The sequence below is a fragment of the Saxibacter everestensis genome (genome assembly GCF_025787225.1).
Classification (GTDB): Bacteria; Actinomycetota; Actinomycetes; order Actinomycetales; family Brevibacteriaceae; genus Saxibacter; species Saxibacter everestensis.
In genome coordinates, this window is the sequence record NZ_CP090958.1 from 2,245,286 (window position 1) to 2,263,594 (window position 18,309).

General features: G+C 63.9%; 19 protein-coding genes and 2 pseudogenes. 10 read left to right on the forward strand and 11 right to left on the reverse strand.

Annotated features, from left to right (window positions below):
- Positions 1-28: 28 nt before the first annotated feature.
- On the reverse strand, positions 29-1,408 hold the full coding sequence (locus LWF01_RS10785; RefSeq protein ID WP_349637401.1) for an MFS transporter: 1,380 nt from the start codon (positions 1,406-1,408) through the stop codon (positions 29-31).
- Between the two features lie 152 nt (positions 1,409-1,560).
- On the opposite strand from LWF01_RS10785, the gene LWF01_RS10790 reads away from it, so the two are divergent.
- Positions 1,561-2,529 carry a LysR family transcriptional regulator gene (locus LWF01_RS10790; protein ID WP_349637402.1) on the forward strand — a complete coding sequence of 323 codons (969 nt, stop codon included), beginning with the start codon at positions 1,561-1,563 and terminating at the stop codon, positions 2,527-2,529.
- Between the two features lie 401 nt (positions 2,530-2,930).
- Here LWF01_RS10790 and LWF01_RS19270 read toward each other — a convergent pair.
- The 6 genes and pseudogenes from LWF01_RS19270 to LWF01_RS10820 all read right to left on the reverse strand — a co-directional run.
- A pseudogene (locus LWF01_RS19270) lies at positions 2,931-3,081 on the reverse strand (DUF4158 domain-containing protein); the annotation flags it as partial.
- A 478-nt stretch (positions 3,082-3,559) separates the two neighbouring features.
- Positions 3,560-4,093 carry a TetR/AcrR family transcriptional regulator gene (locus LWF01_RS10800; protein WP_349637404.1) on the reverse strand — a complete coding sequence of 178 codons (534 nt, stop codon included), beginning with the start codon at positions 4,091-4,093 and terminating at the stop codon, positions 3,560-3,562.
- Positions 4,077-4,670 (reverse strand): hypothetical protein, encoded by a 594-nt coding sequence (locus tag LWF01_RS10805; RefSeq protein WP_349637405.1) that lies wholly within the window; start codon positions 4,668-4,670, stop codon positions 4,077-4,079. Before LWF01_RS10805 ends, LWF01_RS10800 begins: the two co-directional genes overlap by 17 nt.
- A gap of 419 nt (positions 4,671-5,089) precedes the next feature.
- Entirely contained in the window at positions 5,090-5,218 is a 129-nt protein-coding gene (locus LWF01_RS10810) for a hypothetical protein (RefSeq protein WP_349637406.1), read from the reverse strand.
- Between the two features lie 242 nt (positions 5,219-5,460).
- A pseudogene (locus LWF01_RS10815) lies at positions 5,461-5,702 on the reverse strand (DUF933 domain-containing protein); the annotation flags it as partial.
- An 8-nt stretch (positions 5,703-5,710) separates the two neighbouring features.
- Complete coding sequence (locus tag LWF01_RS10820; RefSeq protein WP_349637407.1) at positions 5,711-6,961, reverse strand: ATP-binding protein; 1,251 nt, start codon at positions 6,959-6,961, stop codon at positions 5,711-5,713.
- 309 nt (positions 6,962-7,270) lie between these two features.
- On the opposite strand from LWF01_RS10820, the gene LWF01_RS10825 reads away from it, so the two are divergent.
- On the forward strand, positions 7,271-7,543 hold the full coding sequence (locus LWF01_RS10825; RefSeq protein WP_349637408.1) for a TetR/AcrR family transcriptional regulator C-terminal domain-containing protein: 273 nt from the start codon (positions 7,271-7,273) through the stop codon (positions 7,541-7,543).
- A 660-nt stretch (positions 7,544-8,203) separates the two neighbouring features.
- Here LWF01_RS10825 and LWF01_RS10830 read toward each other — a convergent pair.
- Both LWF01_RS10830 and LWF01_RS10835 read right to left on the reverse strand, forming a co-directional pair.
- Positions 8,204-8,374 (reverse strand): hypothetical protein, encoded by a 171-nt coding sequence (locus LWF01_RS10830; protein ID WP_349637409.1) that lies wholly within the window; start codon positions 8,372-8,374, stop codon positions 8,204-8,206.
- Between the two features lie 278 nt (positions 8,375-8,652).
- Entirely contained in the window at positions 8,653-9,153 is a 501-nt protein-coding gene (locus tag LWF01_RS10835) for a TetR/AcrR family transcriptional regulator (RefSeq protein ID WP_349637410.1), read from the reverse strand.
- Positions 9,154-9,367: 214 nt separating this feature from the next.
- Between LWF01_RS10835 and LWF01_RS10840 the strand changes: the two genes are divergently transcribed.
- From LWF01_RS10840 to LWF01_RS10855, 4 genes are read left to right on the forward strand one after another with little or no spacing between them, the layout of a single operon-like run.
- Positions 9,368-10,240, forward strand: coding sequence for an alpha/beta fold hydrolase (locus tag LWF01_RS10840; protein WP_349637411.1), 873 nt, complete (start codon positions 9,368-9,370; stop codon positions 10,238-10,240).
- 42 nt (positions 10,241-10,282) lie between these two features.
- On the forward strand, positions 10,283-11,278 hold the full coding sequence (locus LWF01_RS10845) for an NADP-dependent oxidoreductase (protein WP_349637412.1): 996 nt from the start codon (positions 10,283-10,285) through the stop codon (positions 11,276-11,278).
- 57 nt (positions 11,279-11,335) lie between these two features.
- Positions 11,336-12,193 carry an alpha/beta fold hydrolase gene (locus LWF01_RS10850; protein WP_349637413.1) on the forward strand — a complete coding sequence of 286 codons (858 nt, stop codon included), beginning with the start codon at positions 11,336-11,338 and terminating at the stop codon, positions 12,191-12,193.
- A 39-nt stretch (positions 12,194-12,232) separates the two neighbouring features.
- On the forward strand, positions 12,233-12,913 hold the full coding sequence (locus tag LWF01_RS10855) for a strictosidine synthase (protein WP_349637414.1): 681 nt from the start codon (positions 12,233-12,235) through the stop codon (positions 12,911-12,913).
- A 155-nt stretch (positions 12,914-13,068) separates the two neighbouring features.
- On the opposite strand, the gene LWF01_RS10860 is transcribed toward LWF01_RS10855, so the two are convergent.
- The gene (locus LWF01_RS10860) at positions 13,069-13,593 is read right to left on the reverse strand and encodes a PaaI family thioesterase (RefSeq protein WP_349637415.1); all 525 of its coding nucleotides are present in this window, start codon (positions 13,591-13,593) and stop codon (positions 13,069-13,071) included.
- Between the two features lie 108 nt (positions 13,594-13,701).
- Entirely contained in the window at positions 13,702-14,304 is a 603-nt protein-coding gene (locus tag LWF01_RS10865) for a TetR/AcrR family transcriptional regulator (RefSeq protein WP_349637416.1), read from the reverse strand.
- Positions 14,305-14,468: 164 nt separating this feature from the next.
- On the opposite strand from LWF01_RS10865, the gene LWF01_RS10870 reads away from it, so the two are divergent.
- From LWF01_RS10870 to LWF01_RS10885, 4 genes are all read left to right on the forward strand, one after another.
- On the forward strand, positions 14,469-15,545 hold the full coding sequence (locus LWF01_RS10870) for an alkene reductase (protein WP_349637417.1): 1,077 nt from the start codon (positions 14,469-14,471) through the stop codon (positions 15,543-15,545).
- A 42-nt stretch (positions 15,546-15,587) separates the two neighbouring features.
- Entirely contained in the window at positions 15,588-16,301 is a 714-nt protein-coding gene (locus tag LWF01_RS10875) for an SDR family oxidoreductase (protein WP_349637418.1), read from the forward strand.
- Between the two features lie 564 nt (positions 16,302-16,865).
- Complete coding sequence (locus tag LWF01_RS10880) at positions 16,866-17,078, forward strand: hypothetical protein (RefSeq protein ID WP_349637419.1); 213 nt, start codon at positions 16,866-16,868, stop codon at positions 17,076-17,078.
- A gap of 655 nt (positions 17,079-17,733) precedes the next feature.
- Positions 17,734-18,102: a hypothetical protein gene (locus tag LWF01_RS10885; RefSeq protein WP_349637420.1), complete on the forward strand. Its 369-nt coding sequence runs from the start codon at positions 17,734-17,736 to the stop codon at positions 18,100-18,102.
- Positions 18,103-18,309: the final 207 nt, after the last annotated feature.

The following is an 18,309-nucleotide window of genomic DNA, read 5'->3' on the forward strand; positions in this document are numbered from 1 at the left end:
GACTGATCTGTGCGACACGTGCGCCGCCTTACCGCGTCTGTGCGAGCGCACCGGGGGCCTCGCTCCGCGTGAACATCGTGGCTCCGCTCGCCTGCTCGGTCTCATGGTCGGGGCCGAGTGGGATGCCGGAGCGATCGCGCAGGCACAGCGCCGCGCCCGCTCCGAGAAGGGTGGCTGCGAGCAGGTACCAGGAGATTGCGGCTGTGCTGCCTGTGGTGTCCAGCAGCATCTGCGAGATCATGGGGGCGAACGCCCCACCGAAGACCGCGCCGAACGCGTAGGTGATCGACACACCCGAGAAGCGAATGGAAGCCGGGAAGATCTCCGAGTACCACGCGGCCAGTGGGCCATAGGTGAGGCCGAGGCCGATCGAGATCAGGACCAGTGCGGCGTAGAGCCCGAACAGCCCGCCAGTGCCGACGAGCCAGAAGATGGGAAAGACAACGGCGGCCTGCAAGGCGAAGCCTATGAGGAAGGTGTTCCGCCGGCCGATCACGTCGGCCAGGTAGCCCGCGATAAGCGTCGAGAAGAACCAAACGACCGCCGCGACGGCTGCCGCAACGAGCACCGAGGTGGTGTCCAGGTTCTGCTCATTGATCGCGTAGTTGTTGAGGAAGCCGCCCGTGGTCATGTAGCCGAGAGTGCTGTTGCCCACGAACACGAGCGCAGCAAGGATCACGAGATACCAGCGGCGCTTGAACAGCGTCACGATCGGAACCTTCGTCTGCTTGCCGCGCTTGGCGATCTCCGTGAAGACCGGACTCTCCTCCACCGAACGGCGGATCACGAAGCCGACCACGATGAGTACGACGCTCACCAGGAATGGCACGCGCCAACCCCACTGGAGGTACGCCTCGCCTGGGGAGATGACACCGGTCATGAGGGCAGTCATGCCTGACGCGAGGAGAAAGCCGAGCGGAACACCGAGCTGAGGCCAAGAACCCGCGCGACCGCGACGGTTCGCGGGGGCATGCTCGACGGCCATCAGAACCGCACCGCCCCACTCGCCGCCGGCGGACAGACCCTGGAGGATCCGAAGGATGAGCAGGAGGATCGGCGCAGCGATGCCGATCTGGGAGTAAGTGGGCAGAGCGCCGATGAGCGTCGTGGCCGCACCCATGAGGACGAGCGTGATGACGAGCATCGCACGCCGTCCGATGACATCGCCGAAGTGCCCTGCGAGGAACGCGCCGAGCGGGCGGAAGAGGAAGGAGATGCCGACCGTGGCTAACGAGAGCAGGAGCGCGATGTCCTTGCCGGCAGGCTGGAAGAAGAGCTGGGCGAACACGAGCCCCGCGCTCGTCGCATAGATGAAGAAGTCGTACCACTCGATGGTGGTGCCGATGATCGTCGCGAAGGCGATTCGGCGCTGGGAGGTGGGATTGGCAGCGGTAATAGAGGAGCTCATCGTTGTCCCTAACGTCATTGTTTCCCCTCCGTCAGGCGGGGATCGGGAAGCTGTTCCTCAAATTCTGCGATGCTTATCTCTACATGTAAATCACAGTAATTTGAAGATATAGTTCGACTGAGCTAAAGAAGTTGAATCGAGAAGAGGTGGCCATGGCCGACGTGAGCCTGAGGCAGCTTGAACTGTTCGCGGCCCTGCCGAACTTCACCACGCTCAGCGCGGCTGCGGCACATCTGCATATCTCGGAGTCTGCGCTGTCGCAGGCCGTCACCGGCCTCGAGAATGCGGTGGGGGAGCAATTGTGCGTGCGCCGTAAGGCGCGGGGCCTCACTCTGACTCCGACTGGCCAGCAATTCGCCAAGCAAGCTCGCCAGATCCTCGCTGACACGAAGGAACTTGTCCTTGGCGCCCGTCGAGGACAGGAACTGCGGGGCCCCGTGAAGCTCGGCTGCTATTCGAGCTTCGCTACGAGCGTAGTCCCCGAACTTCTCGAAGGCTTCCCAAGGAGGCATCCGGGAGTGCACATCGAGATCATGGTGGGCACCAACGAAGAGTTGCTCTCAGCACTCGAGGCAGGGCGTCTCGACGTGGCCCTCCTATACAACGTGTCTCTGCCGTTCGGGTACCGTCGTCGCAAGATCTACGCGACTGAGCTCGAGGTTCACCTGCATCCCGACCATCCGCTCGCAGCGGCCAGCACAGTTGACCTCGCGGATCTCGCCACCGAGCCCTACATCCAATACGACGCAACCCCGGGCATCCGCAACGTCACTGATGCATTCACCGCGCGCGGTCTCGAACCGAGGATCAAAGCCCAGGTCACTCAGATCAGCCTCGTTGAGGCGCTCGTGGGTCGCGGCGTGGGCTATGGCCTGCTCATGTCACGGCCCAACGCGCTTCCAACGAGCATCGAGGGGCGGCCGTTTGTCATCCGGCCCCTCGACCCGCCCGTCACGGTCTCCCACGTGGTGGGAATCTGGCCTGAGGACATGAACCTTACGCCACGCGCCTCGGCCCTTCTTGATTTCGCAGTGGAGAAACTCGGCGGCTATGGCGGAGCCGATGTCCTTTCGAATCCAGCCACGTCCGACGGCACCGTAGCATCCGCACCGATCCCGTAGTCCTTACCTTCCCCGCTCCAGCGGCCCAAGATCGGACCTGACTCGTGCCATTTCGGCGTGATTCAGTTACCCGAAATGGCCCGAGGTCCGGATGGTTGATTTTGTGGGTGTTGGTGCCCGCTTAGGGCACCAAATCGGTGCTCGTTGAACCACCTCAGGTTTGATGCCGCATTCTTTTGTGTTGAAAGTGTGGGCTCATGCCTCAAAAGATCGATCCAGAGCTTGAGCGGACCCTGGTGCACCCAATGATCAGCCACCTCGGAGGAGATAACCACGATCCGTCCAACTTCGTGCTCGTTCATGCTCGTGATGAGGTTTCCGGGGCCCGTCGAGTACAAGCGGGGCGGAGTCGTCGATGCGCCGATGCCCACCGTGCTCACCACGGCGACGACTCCCTTGAGCAGGCGGTTGTGATCACCGCGGCGCTTTCCGATCAGGTCCAGATCCGTGTCGTCAAGATAGAAAAAACCGCTCCAAATCGGCTTGAGATGGCTCACCCCGGAACTTTCCGAACCCGGCCGACTGTTCGTCACTCAGAAACTCAACAAGCATCCACCAAGGATGCCGATCAGCACCAAAGCAAACCCAACAAGGCTTAGCGTTCAATTTCACTCCACTACTCCCACGAGCTCGAACAAGCCAATAGCTATTTTGACGGTTTGTAATGCACTATGTAGGAGATTCCTCGCCCAATCTTGCCTTTACCCTAGGTGGGAATTGGCAGGTCTAGTTGTCGAGGACACTACGAATCACTTCAAACCTGGAGACCGGGTAATCGGGTTATCACATCAGTTGGCTACTGGCCGTGGAACGTGGGCAAACAAAGTTTGCTACCGGCCAAGAACCTCACAGTAGTGGCTCTTCACAGATAGGGGTGTAGTCTCCTGGCGCGGGCGTGCCTGGGTAGGGATTGAGACCCCCGGCTCGTTCCCATCGTCAGGGCCGGGCTGTTGCTGGCCCGCCCCACAGAGTTCGGGCCACTCGACCAGAGTTCGGGCCACTCGACGCCGGATGTCAGACTCGCTGCGGGCTACACCGCACTAGCCATGATGGAGCGACCTTCCTCCGCCGTGATCGAACCCGCTAGTACGTCGATAGTGAGGCCGTCCGCTAGGGCGAGCACCGTTGTCGCGCGCCGGTCGGCGCCCCCCATGTCCGCGTCACACTCCATGATCAAGCCCGCGATCGCGGTGTGCAGACGCGACCAGACATCACGGTACACCTCACCGATCTCCGGATCTGTGAGCGCACGCGCCGAGAAGGCCACCCACACACGCGCCGAGACGTCGTCGACTCCGGACGGGATGAGGAGTTCGAGCAATCCCATCAGACGACACCTGGCATCCTCAGCGAACCCGGCCTGACTGTACCGCGCAGCCGATCGCTCGGCGACGGTGCGCAGCGCCGCACGCAGCATGGCCGCCTTCGTCGGGAAGTGGTGCTGCACAGCCCCGATCGAGACACTCGCCCGACTCGCCACCGACCGAACACTCAGGGCCTCCAGCCCGGAATCCGAGATCAGGCCAATGACGTGCTCGGTGAGAATATCAGCGGCGGCGGTCATGAGCACGATCATAGAACTGCTTGGCCTTCATAGCGATTCCTACCACCGCGGTGACGGGCTCACGCCGTCCGTCCGCGGTTGACCGGCCACTGACCACGGCGAGACACAGCAGGAGCACGCCGAGGCCGAGCAGGGCAAACTGTGCCGTCTCGAGCAGCAGGCCCAGGATCTCGGACAGACCCTCATTGCTAGCGCCGAGGTCCACATGAATGAAGGACAGTGCGAGGCCGACCGCCACCAATGGGATCCCAGTCATGAGCCAGCCGAGGGGTGTGCGTGCACCCTTACGACCCGCGCACGTGCCAATCACTAGCAGGATCACGCTAAGCGCGAGCAGGGCCACGCGCAGCAGTGCCCACGACTGCATGTTGCCGAGGAGCGCCTCCCCAGAGGTCCCACCGCCGCCGAGGAGGGACAGGCGCGGGCCCAGGAACCCGACGGCCGACGCGATCAGCGCCACCACGGCGCCCGCCACACCCCAAGCGAGGCTCGACTTCGCCCGACGCCAGTACATGACCATCACGACGATGCCTCCAATCGGTGCCAGCATCCCCACGGCTTCTAAGATTCGGAACATGAGCTACTCTCCAATTTCCAATACATTCGTATGGCTCATACCGTACCATACGAGCGTATGGGGATCTTCGCGATTGGCGGTGTAGATGCGCGATGCGGGGTCGTGAATCAAGCTGCCACAGTGGTCTCAGATCAGACTCCCGGATCGACTGCATTGCAAGTCCTCAAATGGTTTGACCTTCGGCCCGGCAGCTGTCTTCTAGTCACGGGCGCTCACGGAGCTGTAGGCAGCATTGCGGTCCAGAGCTTGCAGCAAAGATATACACGTCGATGCTGTAATTTCCCAACAATCACAAATCCCGTATGTGTCCCCACTAGGCGCCCACTCTGTTGTTACCGATGTCAAGGATCTAGCCGGCTGCTCTTTTGACAGGTATTTGATACTTTCGGTTCGGACCCGGTGTTGTACGGCGGGTCGATTTAGATGCACTTCACCTGACCGCTGTAGGAGCCCAGGAGGTGCTTCAGGGCGTCGAGATTGTCGCCGAGGACGTAGAGGTTCTTTGACCCGGCGTTCACTTCTTCGGCGTTGTGCTTCAGGTCCGGCACCACGACAGTCTCGGTCTGCGTGGACGTGAGGTACTTGGCGTCTGACTTCCCGAGGAACTTGAGCTCGTAGCCCCCCTGGTCAGGCTCACGTCGCCGCTACGGAGAGCCTCTTGGAGGCGGTCGAGCATGAAGCCGCCGCCCTTGTCGAAATACTGCGGCAGCGCGGCGCGTAGTCGCGCGATCTCGAAGTCGTTCGGACTGGCGGTCTCGTTCGCCTCGCGGGCATCACTGATCATCGGGGCCTATCGGTTGGCGGGTCGGTTGATCAAAGGAGCGGGCTGTGCCTTCTTGCCCTGCCTGGCAGAGGTTAATCCGCTACGGAACTCCACGACATCCCCGTCGGCCATGATGTAGTCCTTGCCTTCCATCCTGACCTTGCCCTTCGCCTTGGCATCGTTCATCGAACCTGCCGCGTCGAGGTCATCGAAGGACACGATCTCCGCCTTGATGAAGCCCTTCTGAAGTCGGTATGGATCACGCCGGCCGTAGCACTCACGGCCCGAGGAGAGCCAGTGGCACCACGGCGATGCCGTCTGGCCTCCGGTAGGCCGTCGTGCCGGTCGTCACGACAACGAGGTCGGCGACCCGGTCAGGAATCTGCTCGCGGAGCCACTTTAGATGCCGGACGTCGGAGCTAGTCACCTCTGGCGACAGCTTGACCTCGATGCCAAGTACCTGTCCGTCGACACCCTGGACGAGGAGATCGACTTCGCGATCTCCTCCCGTAAGACGGAGATGGCTTACCGAGGCTTCAGCTGCTTGCCCCAGGACGCGAACCCCGAGGGTGACGAGCGACTCAAAGAGAGGACCGACCATGTGGACACCTGCGGCTCCGAGCAACGACGCCGCCGACAGGTCGAGGAGGCGGACCGCCAACGCGGGATCAGCGAGTTGATGCTTCGGCGCTTGTTGCAGTCGGCGGATGGGGTTGTTGGCAGGTGTCCACCCAGGCACAGGATCGAGCAACCAGAGCTGGGTGAGATGATCGCGATACGCGATCGTTGTCGTTTTAGCCGGCTGACTTCCGTCGCCACCAGTCGTCGCGTCAAGCAGCCGCGAGTAGGCGGTCGTTGTCGACGAGGCGGCAGCGTATGCCGCGAGCCAACGACTGAGGGTCTCCGGGCGACGCACGTCGTAGCCCTGCTCGGGCAAGTCCCGGTCGATGATGCGCTGCAGGTACGCGTCCAAGAGGCCCCGACGTAGCCGCGACGCCGTATTCATGATGCCAGGGAAACCACTGTCGGCGATCGCGTCGGCATAGTCACGCAACGAGAAGGTCGTGCGGCCATCGATTTCCTGAGCCTTGCCGGCGAGTAAGGCAGACAGCGAGACGGTGGGCGTGATCAGCCCACGCTCATGCAACCCCATCGGGCGCATGCGCAACGACAGGATGCGCCCGGCACCGCTGTGCGTCCCGGTGGGATCAGCCGGAGTTGCGGACCCAGTCAGAAGAAAACGGCCAGCCGGAGCACCTGCGTCGACCTGTCGGCGAACGGAGTCCCACACCTGGGGAAGCTTCTGCCACTCATCAAGCAGAATGCTGCCAGGCGGAATTGACGCCAAATCGAAGTCCGCTCGCGCGACCTCTCGCTGCGCAGGGTCATCCAGGAACCAGGTCGTATCAGCGCGGCGACGAGCAGTGCCCGTTTTCCCCACTCCCTTGGGCCCATCCAGCGCGATGGCGGGCGCAATTGGCAGCAATTCGTCGAGCTCGCGATCAACCGTCCTCTCAATGTATTCCATGCCTCGACTCTAGCCGCAGCAGAACTTCTACGCTACCATTTGCGGCTTAGTTAGACTACCTTTTGCGACATCTATGAGCTACCTTTTGCGACCGCAGGCAGCTACCGTTGCGTCTACAGAGCGAGGTCAGGATTGCGAGCGATTGGCTAGACGGTCACGCGCTTGCGTCATACCTGACACTTTGGCGCTAAAGCATGCTTCAGGAAAACAGGCAGCCAACGCGGGCTACAACGCTCCGTCGTGACGAGAGGCTCGCCGGTCTGCCAAACTTCAATAGAAGTGCACCCCGGCCGCCCCTCGCCTGCTGGCGTGAAGAGCGAGCGCACCCTTGACTTCGGCACCCTGCCCGTCCTCACAGCCCTGAAGCGCTACTTCCGGGCCGAGAACGCCACAGGAAACGCTAACGTCGATGATCCAGACGTTGCAGCATCCCAGTTCCTCGGCATGATTGCCACCGTTGTCTTCTGGCCACGCCTTGCCCATGGCAACTGGTCGCTCAGTGAAGACGATGCCCTCCGCGTCGTCAACGAGGCAGCTCGAACGATGGCCGCCCGCTACGCGGCATCCGCGGCCCTCTCCTAACGGCCCATCGGAACTGGAAGGCATGCAGTCCGCAGCCGAGACCGCCCTGCGTACGTCCAGCTGCGCGATCGACTTCGTGGCCCCAGACGGTAGATCGAAAGTCGACGACACGCGCACATGACGTCGATCGGAGCCACCCTGCCAAACTCCACGCGGGTCGGCACCACTCGCCAGACCGTCCAGTCGTCGAAGACGACGCCCTTCTGCGCAGGGCACTTCTGGCCCGCAGGTCAGCCAAGCTCCCGTCTCGGGATACCTCGACCATCGGTCCTCGCACCCAAACGGAACGCACGAGCAGCTGCTACCTGAAAGCGAGCGCAGCGTGCAGATTGACAACGAACTGGCCGCCCTTAACACTCGTCTTCGTGCTGGCGAATTGCCCACCCATGCTCGTCAACACTCGAGCCGACTGCCGAGAGGGACCCGGAGATACTCAAACGATTCCGCCGATCCCACCTGCCGGAGCTTGGACATCGCCACACGATGGAGCCAAGGATCGATCGACGACACAACTTTTCGAAGTCCTTGTCGTCGGACGTCCTGATCACAGGACCAGTACATAGAGGTCGGGATCAATAGCGCTACATGTCAAATCGGCACTTAGCCACGTCGCCCAGCACGGCGAAGGTCAACCCGAGGCTGATCTCTTTCGGACCCGCGTCAGTCGTGGCCCCGACTGTCGTCTTCGTGGTCGGGCTCTGACCGAAGCGCGTCGGCGATCTCCTCCTCAGGGCGCGGCGCGATCGTCTCGTCTACCTCGAGCTCTGGAACGTCGGTCTCCCCCGGCACAGGCACGTGCTCATGCGATGGGTGTTCTTTCTGGACAGACACGTCGGAACCTCCCTCGCGGTGGACACCCAGAATACACCCACCGGTTTCAGCGCTCGACGCAAATCGACGACTCCACCACGGCACCTCTCCTTGGATCCGAGGATCAATCGCGCTTCACACGTTGAACCTGAACTCGACGACATCGCCGCGGTGAGAAACGTCTACTGATTGTTCCGAATCGGTCGGCCCTGGCACAGTTCCGCCTGACCGAATGACCACCGGCTCCCCCGTGTCACTACCGAGACCGCTGGTGCATTGCGATCGCCATCCGTGCCCGTCTACCGCATAACCCGCCACGTCGCTTCGCGCGGGTCATGAACCACTCGGGCATTCATCCACCCAAAGTCACCCTCCCGACTCTGCCCCCCCGTAGGACCTGAGCGTGCTTGGATCCTGCCCTGGGCCGTGCGCGCGCTCTCCAGGCAGGACTGCAGTGGCTGCTGACGGATGTACCGGAGGATCTCCGGCAGGTCGTCGTGCAGGTGGACAGTGGCAGTGGCGGCGACATGAATGTCAGCGAAGTCCAGCTCGTGGAGGTAGGTGCGCCCATTCTCGGGTTGCTCTCGGACACACGCGACAACCGGCCGGACCAAGGCCAGGACGGTCTCGACTGCGCCCGACCTGTCCTGCTCGGCTGCAGCCGCCGTGAGACCGTCGTCGACGGCGGCGGCGAACTTCTGCTTCTGCACCATAATCAGCACCTCCGCCTTCGTGCCCGCGTACAGGTACAGGGTGCCGATCGCGCTACCTGCGCGGTCCGCGATCTGCTGGATGGTCACGAGGCTGACGCTCCGCTCGGCGAACAGCGCGATGGCTGCGGCGATGATGCGACTGCTTGCCCTTCTTCGCTCGCTCCCGCCAACCCATCGCGCCGGGATGCGGCTCCCTGCTGTCCTCCCTTGACAGAATTGACTGAGTGGACTCATACTTGAGTCTACTCAGCTAGACAGGCCGAAGATCCACCGGCTTGCGGGCGAAAAGGGAAGGAAATCCATGGAACGCACACCGCAGGGATCATGTGCCGCGCCGGGGCGTTTCGTCGATGCACCGACGCGGATGGTCCCGGTGGCGGGTGCGGAGTTCGTCTACCGCGACCTCGGCAGCGAGCACGCGAACGGCGTGCCGTTGGTGGGTCTGGCGCATCTGGGCGCGAACCTGGACAGCTGGGACCCAGAGGTCGTCGACCCGCTCGCGGCAGAGCGCCGGGTGATCTTGATCGGCTACCGCGGCGTGGGTGCTTCCGCAGGGGCCGTGCGGGACCGATTCGAGGACATGGCGGCGGACGCGATCACGGTAATCCGCGCGCTCGGCCTGTCCCGGGTGGACCTGCTGGGACTGTCGATGGGCGGCATGGTCGCCCAGGCGATCATCGAGCAAGCCCCCGACCTAGTGGACCGAGTGATCCTCGCCGGGGCCGGCCCGCAGTGCGGTCCCAGCCTGACCCGCATGACCGGTGTCTTCGTTCGCGGGATAGTGCGCGGGGTGGCGACGTTCACGAACCCGACCACGCTGCTGTTCTTCACCCGCACCCGTAACGGCAAGCAGGCGGCAAAGGCGTACCATGCGAGGCTGAAGCGGCGGCGCGCCGGACGAGACAAGCCCGTCACCCCCGCCGTGTTGCGTGCACAGTTGCGCGCCGTGAACCGGTGGGGACACCAGCGGCCAGCACCATCGGCAGGGTCCATCGGACCGGTGTTGGTCCTGCACGGCGACACCGACCGCATGGTGCCATCCGGGAACGCGGACGCCCTGCTGCAGCAGATCCCTGACGCGCAGGTGCGAATCTTCCCCGACTCCGGGCACGGGGTCGTGTTCCAGAACCGTCAGGCCGTCACCGACCTCACCGGCCGCTTCCTTCACCGCTGACCACCATCACCCCCAGACCGATCCGTAGGAGACAGAGAGATCATGCGAGCGTTCGTGTTCGACAAGTACAAGCAAGCCGTCCACGAGGCGGAGGTGCCCGAGCCGGCCGTGGGCGAGCGCGACGTGCTCGTGCAGGTCGCGGCGGCCGGGGTGAACCAGCTGGACGAGAAGATCCGGGACGGCGAGTTCACGACGATCCTGCCGTACAAGATGCCGCTCGTCCTCGGCCACGACGTCGCCGGCACCGTCCTGCGCACCGGCCCGAGCGTCACCGGCTTCGCCCCGGGCGACCAGGTGTTCGCCCGGCCCCGGGACGGGCGGATCGGGACGTTCGCAGAGCGCATCGCGATCGACGAGGCCGATCTCGCCGTTGCCCCCACGACGATCAGCACGATCGAGGCGGCATCCCTGCCCCTGGTCTCGCTGACCGCCTGGCAGGCGCTGGTGGAGAAGGCCAACGTGAAGCCGGGACAGAAGGTCCTCATCCACGCCGGTGCCGGCGGGGTCGGCACGATCGCGATCCAGCTCGCCAAGCACCTCGGCGCACAGATGGCGGCCACCGCCTCGAGGAAGAACGCCGACTTCGTGCGGGAGCTGGGCGCGGACGTCGTGATCGACTACCGCACCCAGGACTTCGAGAACGAACTGTCCGGCTACGACCTGGTCCTGGACAGCCTCGGCGGCGAGAACCTCGCCAGGTCCCTGCACATCCTGCGCCAGGGCGGAAAGGCGATCGGGATCTCCGGACCACCCGACCCGGCGTTCGCGAAGGCTGCAGGACTGAACCCGGTGGTGCGCCTGGCGATCGCCGGGATGAGCGCGAAGATCCGTCGGAAGGCGAAGAAGCTCGGCGTGGGCTACGAGTTCCTCTTCATGTCGGCCAGCGGGGACCAGCTCCGGAAGATCGCCGCGCTCGTCGATGCCGGTGCCCTGCGCCCGGCCGTCGGGCGGACATTCTCCTTCGACCAGACGCCGCAGGCCCTCGACTCCCTGACCACTGGCGGCACCCGCGGCAAAACCGTCATCACCGTCCCCTGATCTGGCCCCCGCACGGCTCCCATGAAGCATCACCCTGCCCCTGAAGGAGAGAGCACCATGAGCACCACCGAGGAACCCATCACCTCATATGCGAAGGCCCCGACGAAGACCCTCACGGCAAGGGGCACCACCTTCGCCTACCGCGAGCTCGGCCCGAAGGGCGGCATCCCCGTCGTGTTCTTCGTGCACCTGGCCGCGACCCTGGACAACTGGGACCCGCGCATCGTGGACGCCATCGCGAAGACCCGTCACGTGATCACGTTTAACCAGCGCGGCGTCGGAGCCTCCTCCGGCACCGTCCCCGACACCATCGAGCAGGCAACAGACGACGCCTACACCTTCATCACGAAGGGCCTCAGGTACGACAAGATCGACATCTTCTCATTCTCCATAGGCGGGTTCATCGCCCAGGACCTCGTCGTCAAGCATCCCGACCTGGTCCGCAAGCTCGTCCTCACCGGCACCGGGCCCCGCGGCGGGAAGAACATCGACAAGGTCGTGGGCGTGACTTACTGGGACATCTTCCGCTCCGTGATCACCCGCTCGGACCCGAAGGAGTTCCTCTTCTTCAACCGGAACAAGGTCGGCAAGAAGGCCGGGAAGGCGTTCGTGGAGCGCCTCAAGGAACGCACCGCCGACCGTGACAAGCCCATCAGCACCACGGCGTTTCGCACCCAACTGAAGGCCATCCAGCGATTCGGCCGCTCCGCCCCGTCGGACCTATCGGTGATCACCCAGCCCACCCTGATCGCCAACGGCGATTACGACCGCATGGTGCCCTCCATCCTCTCCGCGGACCTGCACCAACGCATCAAGGGATCCGAGCTGATCATCTACCCGAACTCCGGACACGGCGGAATCTTTCAGTACTGGGAACAGTTCGCCCCCGTCGCCGCGAAGTTCCTCGCCCCCTGACCCCGCCGAGAACACACAAAGGCAACGGCAGGGATAACCATGAGCGAGACCACGACGACGAAACCGGACGTGTCGAAGCACTGCACCTCGTCGATCCTGCTGCGGATGCCCACCGACAAGCCCCGTCAGGCTGGAATGGACCGGTGGAAGGGCCCGCATTCGGGCATCATCTCGGCCGCCCCCGGCCTGTTCGAGTACCGGCAGATCCACCTCGCGGAGCACAACCCGGGCCGCTGGCCCGCCACGCGTGACATCGAGACGATCATCCCCGAGGACCGGAGGATCGACTGGATCGACTGGATCGCGGAGGTCACCTTCGAGAACGCCCTGTCCCCGCTGGCCGGCCGCAAGCAGACCGCGCTGGCGTTCGAGGACGAGGGCACGGTCGGGTTCCACAAGTTCCTCAAGAAGGAGCTCACCCCCGCGTTGATCGCCACCGGGGAACTGAAGGAGCTGCGCACCCAGGTGTTCCTGCCGTGGAACGAGAAGACCTGGGACACCCCGAACGTCGCCCACGACAACCCCGAGGACCAGCACCTCCACGCCTCGGTGATCCTCGGGTTCGCTGACGGCACCGCTCGGGACGCGTTCTACACAACCCACGCCGGCCACCTCACCGAGCTGCTCGCTCCGCACGCGTCCGCGATCCACGCGTACGACGTGGAGACCACCCTCACCTACGTCAAGGAGAGCGAGATTCTCTCTCACTCCGCAGACTGACTCACCTCACCCCGCTCGGGACAGTCTCACGCAGGGGTCGGCGTTGCTGGCCGTCCCGGCACAGGAGGCCCCGCGGGCCGGCTCGCGAGGGAGCTTGTCGGGCTCGTCTGCGGAGCATTGCGACGACAGGGCGACCGGAGCCCGGCCGCTAGGAGTCAGGGGCAGGCAGCCGGACGGATGATCAGGCAGGTGCTGGACGCGGTCGCGAGCACGCGGCCTTCCTGGTCGCGGATGTCGGCGTCGGCGAACGCGACACTGCGACCGGCGCGGATGACCCACCCGTGGGCCGTGACGGGACCGGTGTCGGCGGTGACCGGGCGCAGGAACGACACCTTGATCTCCAGGCTGGTGTAGCCGACTCCAGCAGGGAGAGTGGAGTGCACCGCGCACCCGCAGACGGAGTCCAGCACGGTGGCGAAGAACCCGCCGTGCACGGACCCGATCGGGTTGTAGTGCGACTCGTCCGGCACCGCCGTCATCACCACGTCCCCTTCCCCGACCGTGACGATCTCGAGTCCGATGTGGCTGCTGATCGGCGGGGCCGGCGCTTCGCCTGCAGCGACGGCTTGCAGCTGCTCGAGTCCGGACCTGGCGAACGGTGCCCGCTTGTCCTTCCCGGGGACCTGGTAATGGATGGTGCGCGACCGCTCCGACGACGGATCAGCGTCTGGAGTCGTCATGGTCACCTCCCTGCCGCGGCGACGACGGGAGCGCGACACGCTCCGGCAGCGCGAGCGCTCGCCCGTTGAGGACCGCCGCATACGCCGCCGCTGGGTGCATCACCGGGATCAGCACGGAAGGATCGCCGCGACCTGGATGCGGATGCTCGCGAGGATCTCCTCGATACTCGAACCCACGTTCACGCTGGCCGCCAGGTCCAGGAACATGATGGCCGGGATGACCCGGGCCAGTGTCGAGGCATCGGCGACGGTCAGCTGAGCCCGTTCGGTCAGGATGCCGGCGACCGCTTCCTCGGTCTGCCCAACGATGGATAGCGCCTCGGCGTGGTGCGGCTCGCTCGGGTCACCGAAGACCATCTCCCGCAGGTAGGTGCGGCCATTGTCGACCTGGACACGGTTGCACTCCACGATCGGCGCGACCAGCGCCATCACGCCGTCCAACGCATTCGACGCGCCCACGGCCGCGGTCCGCCCGCGCTCCAGCGCGGTCGAGTAGAGCGCGTTCTGCACGAGCAGTAGCAGCTCGCCCTTGGTCTTCGCGTACAGGAACAGGGTGCCAGAACCGATATCCGCCGCATCAGCGATCTGCTGGGTGGTGACCTCGTCCACACCATGCTGCGCGAACAGCTCGCTCGCGGCCGCCGTGATGCGCTCGAGCTTGGCCTGTTTGCTCCGCTCGCGTCGCCCGAGCGGCTGGGACGCCACTGGCATGGTCTCCTCCTGGAATAAACTATGACTTGTCTCAGTTCTGAGTGTAGTCACTTTCGTGTGGGCTCGGATATGCCTCGGCTCATTCTCCCACGCCGGTACGCGACCATCCGGTCGCGGCCGGGAGGCAGTGGCGATCCGTTCATTGGAAAGGAACCTCATCCGTCATGACCACCTCTTCTCTCTGGCAGCCGCTCACCCTCGGCAGGCTTGAGCTTCCGCACCGTCTCGCGCTGGCTCCTATGACCCGCAACCGCGCCAACCCCGACGGGACCCCGGGCGATCTCGCCGCGGAGTACTACAGCCAGCGTGCATCGCTCGGGCTGGTGATCACTGAGGGAACGCAGCCATCGGAGGACGGGCAGGGGTACCCCAACACCCCCGGGATCTACACGCCTGAGCACGTCGAGGGGTGGCGGAAGGTCGCCGATGCGGTGCACGACAAGGGCGGACACCTGTTCATCCAGCTCATGCACGTCGGCCGGATCTCCCACCCGGACAACACCCCGCACCACCGGCACCCGGTCGCCCCGTCCGCGATCACGGCGGAGCAGGACATCTTCACGCCCACCGGCAAGCAGAAGACCACCGTGCCGCGCGAGCTCACCACCGCCGAGATCCAGGGCGTGGTCGGCGAGTTCAGCCACGCCGCAGCCTCCGCGATAGCCGCGGGAGCGGACGGGGTGGAGATCCACGCCGCCAACGGGTACCTGCTGCACCAGTTCCTCGCCCCCAACGCCAACCACCGCGCCGACGAGTACGGCGGATCGGTCGAGAACCGGGCCCGGTTCGCCATCGAGGTCGCCCAGGCCGTCGCCGGCGAGATCGGCGCGGACCGCACCGGGATCCGCATCTCCCCCGCCTTCCCGCTCGGCGGGCTCGACGAAGGCGACACCGAAGCCGTGCGCGCCCAGTACCGCCACCTCGTGGGTGAGCTCGCGAAGCTGAACCTCGTCTACCTGCACGTGCACCATCTCGGCGACGACGAGCTGCTGCGTTCGTTCCGAAAGGTGTGGCCGACCACGGTCCTCGTCGTTCGATACGGACGGGACCGCGACAGCATCGCCGCGGACATCGACGCAGGCCTCGCGGACGTCGCACCGCTCGGCCGGTTCGCCCTAGCCAACCCCGATGTCGTCGAGCGGCTGCAGCAGGGCGCGCCGCTGAACGACCTCGATCCGGCCACCCTCTACACCGGCGGCTCGAACGGGTACACCGACTACCCGGCCCTCACCCACCCCTGACATTCACCAAACCATCACTCAGATAGAGAAGGAACAGTCATCATGACTTCATTGAACGGCGCTGTCGTCCTCGTCACCGGCGCGAACGGCGGCATCGGTACCCACTTCGTCCGCGAAGCCCTCACCCGCGGTGCCGCCAAGGTGTACGCCACCGCACGCAACCCCCGTGAATGGGACGACGAGCGCATCGTGCCGCTCGCCCTCGACGTCACTGACCCCGCCTCCATCCAGGCAGCGGTGGAGGCGGCCCCCGACGTGACGGTGCTGATCAACAACGCCGGCGCGACCGCATCCAGCGCGGGCATCCTCACCCACACCGACGAGGAGATCCGCCGCAACGTCGAGACCAACTTCCTCGGCCCGCTGTTCCTCGCCCGCGCCTACGCCCCGATCCTGTCGGCCAAGGGCGGGAACACCGCGATCATCGACATCCACTCGGCCCTCGCCTGGTACGCCGTCGCCGGGATCTACTCCGCCACCAAGGCCGCACTATGGTCCGCGACGAACTCCCTGCGGCTCGAGCTGCAGCCCGCCGGCGTCCAGGTCGTAGGGGTGCACGTCGGTTGGGTCGACACCGCCATGGCCGCCAGCACCACCGACCCGAAGCTCGACCCCGCAGTCCTCGTCAGCAAGGTGCTCGATGCGACCGAGGCCGACGACCTGGAGGTCCTGGCCGACGAGACCTCCGTGCAAGCCAAGGCCGGACTCTCGGCAACGCTCGAGGTCGTCTACCCGCAGCTGGCCGCCGAGAAGTAGTCCGAACGTATACGGGAAGTCGCTGCGGCAAACCGGCAGCAGCAATTTCCCGCACTCACAGGGATGTTGCCGAGCATCCGCCCCGCAGCAGAGGTTCATATCCCGCACGGGACCTGTCTGATACTCACGCCAGCGGGCGAACGACCGGGCATCGCTGAGACAAGGCCGTGACCAACTACAACTAGACGTGAACCGGAACTCCCACGCGCACGGCGCTGGACTCCACGACGAAAGAGTGGCTCTGACCAGGGGTTCTACACATTGAACCTGAACTCGACCACGTTCCGTAGCCGAATAACCTTTGATCTCAAGGACTGAGGGACTGATGCAGGCATCGGGAACGGAGTGCTGGAACCGTGGACTGCGATAGCAAGGAACGTAGATAACGGAACCGACCCCGCGTGTAGCCTGCGCCTTTCAGCAAGCAACAACGTACAGCACTCGCGTCCCCATCCGTGCTCATCACGATGGTCGCAGTCCTGGCCCAACTGACAACATCGTGTCGGGCGGTAAAACCTACAACGCCGTAGTCATGAGCGCATCTAAGAGGTTGTAATGTGGCGTATGAAGAAGAACGGCATCTGGATCGACAAGGAAGACACTCGACCAACGGTCTACCTTGTCTGGCACACTTTGCCAGACGGTGGAGATCAGCTAATCGGGTTGTGCGAATCGGAAGATGACATGAAAACCTGCTACGACAATGCGCTTCAGCATTTTGATGCCGAGGAACTGCACTCCACAGAAGTGCCGTTCGGCTGGACCTACTTCGAATAGAACGTCACAACAGTGGCCCCTTCAGCCTTCAGGCTAAAGGGGCCATCGTTTGTACCGAGAAGACTCGCTTCCCGCCCAGGGTCGGCCAACTACTCCTTGAGGTGCGAACGACTGAAATCGTTAACGAGAGTCACTATGCCTGCAACGCGCCAATCAACGTATTGTTCATTCAGCTCATCCCACAGCCATGTGAACGACAACGCTGTTTCCGCCAATGACAACAGTTCAGCACGATAGTAAATCGTGTTCCGAGCTTAAAATCCATATCAACGGAGAAAAGCGCATCCGTAAACGACAAACGCGCTTTCACGGAGCGTGACCGGTTCAGCTTGCCTCGTGCCACCGGCGGGAACCTCCACGGGCTACCAAAACCCCCAGGTCATCGGCTTCTGGGATGAGCAGCTATCTAATACCGGAACCCGAGTATGGATCCCCACTTAACAGCTAAAACTAAAATCCCTGGTCAGAGCACTATTTACACATTGAACCGGAATTCCACCACGTCGCCAGAGAGAAACCTCTGGCCTCAGCCATCACTGGCTGCAGACCGCCGTTGAGAATGCCCAACACCAGAGCCTGAGGTGAAGCCGTGCCCAAGTTAGCAGATCAGCTTCGCTCCGGCTCGCCCTCGTTTCACCCGCTGTAAGGTGTGCCCATGTGTGCCTCCAGGAACGGCGTCCTCACCATCGCCGCCGATGGCGTAGGGGCCGTCTCCGCATCCCTCGGTGGAATCCTGACCATCGCTCCGCTCACGGGCGGGCGGTGGCTCGGCTTGACGGACACCCCCGTCAACTGTCGACGAGTGCTCGGAACTGCAGACCTTGCCCTCGGCATCACGATCATCGCAAGCCGACCGTCACGTTGGCGATGGCGTGCCGTAGCGGCGCGAAGCTTGCTCCACCTCGTTTTCGCGCGCGAGTACAAGCGAACCAGTCGCCGACACAACGCCGTCGCGATGTGTGCACTGTTCGTCATCGATGCAGGGATTGCCATTGGACTCCGCGAAGAACGTCGTTACGTCTGATCACGGTGCTGGTGCTGGTTCACTCGAGCAAGAGACGTTGAAGTGCAAGTCCGCTACACATTAAGCCTAAGTTCGACCACGTTCCGAGGGTTTGGAACGTCGACGTGCGCAGCAGTCTCCGCGAGCACGATAGCCACGCACGCGCCTCGGACATCGGGCGTCGATCCCGAACGCGACTACGCGTTGGATCACCACGTTGCGACCCAC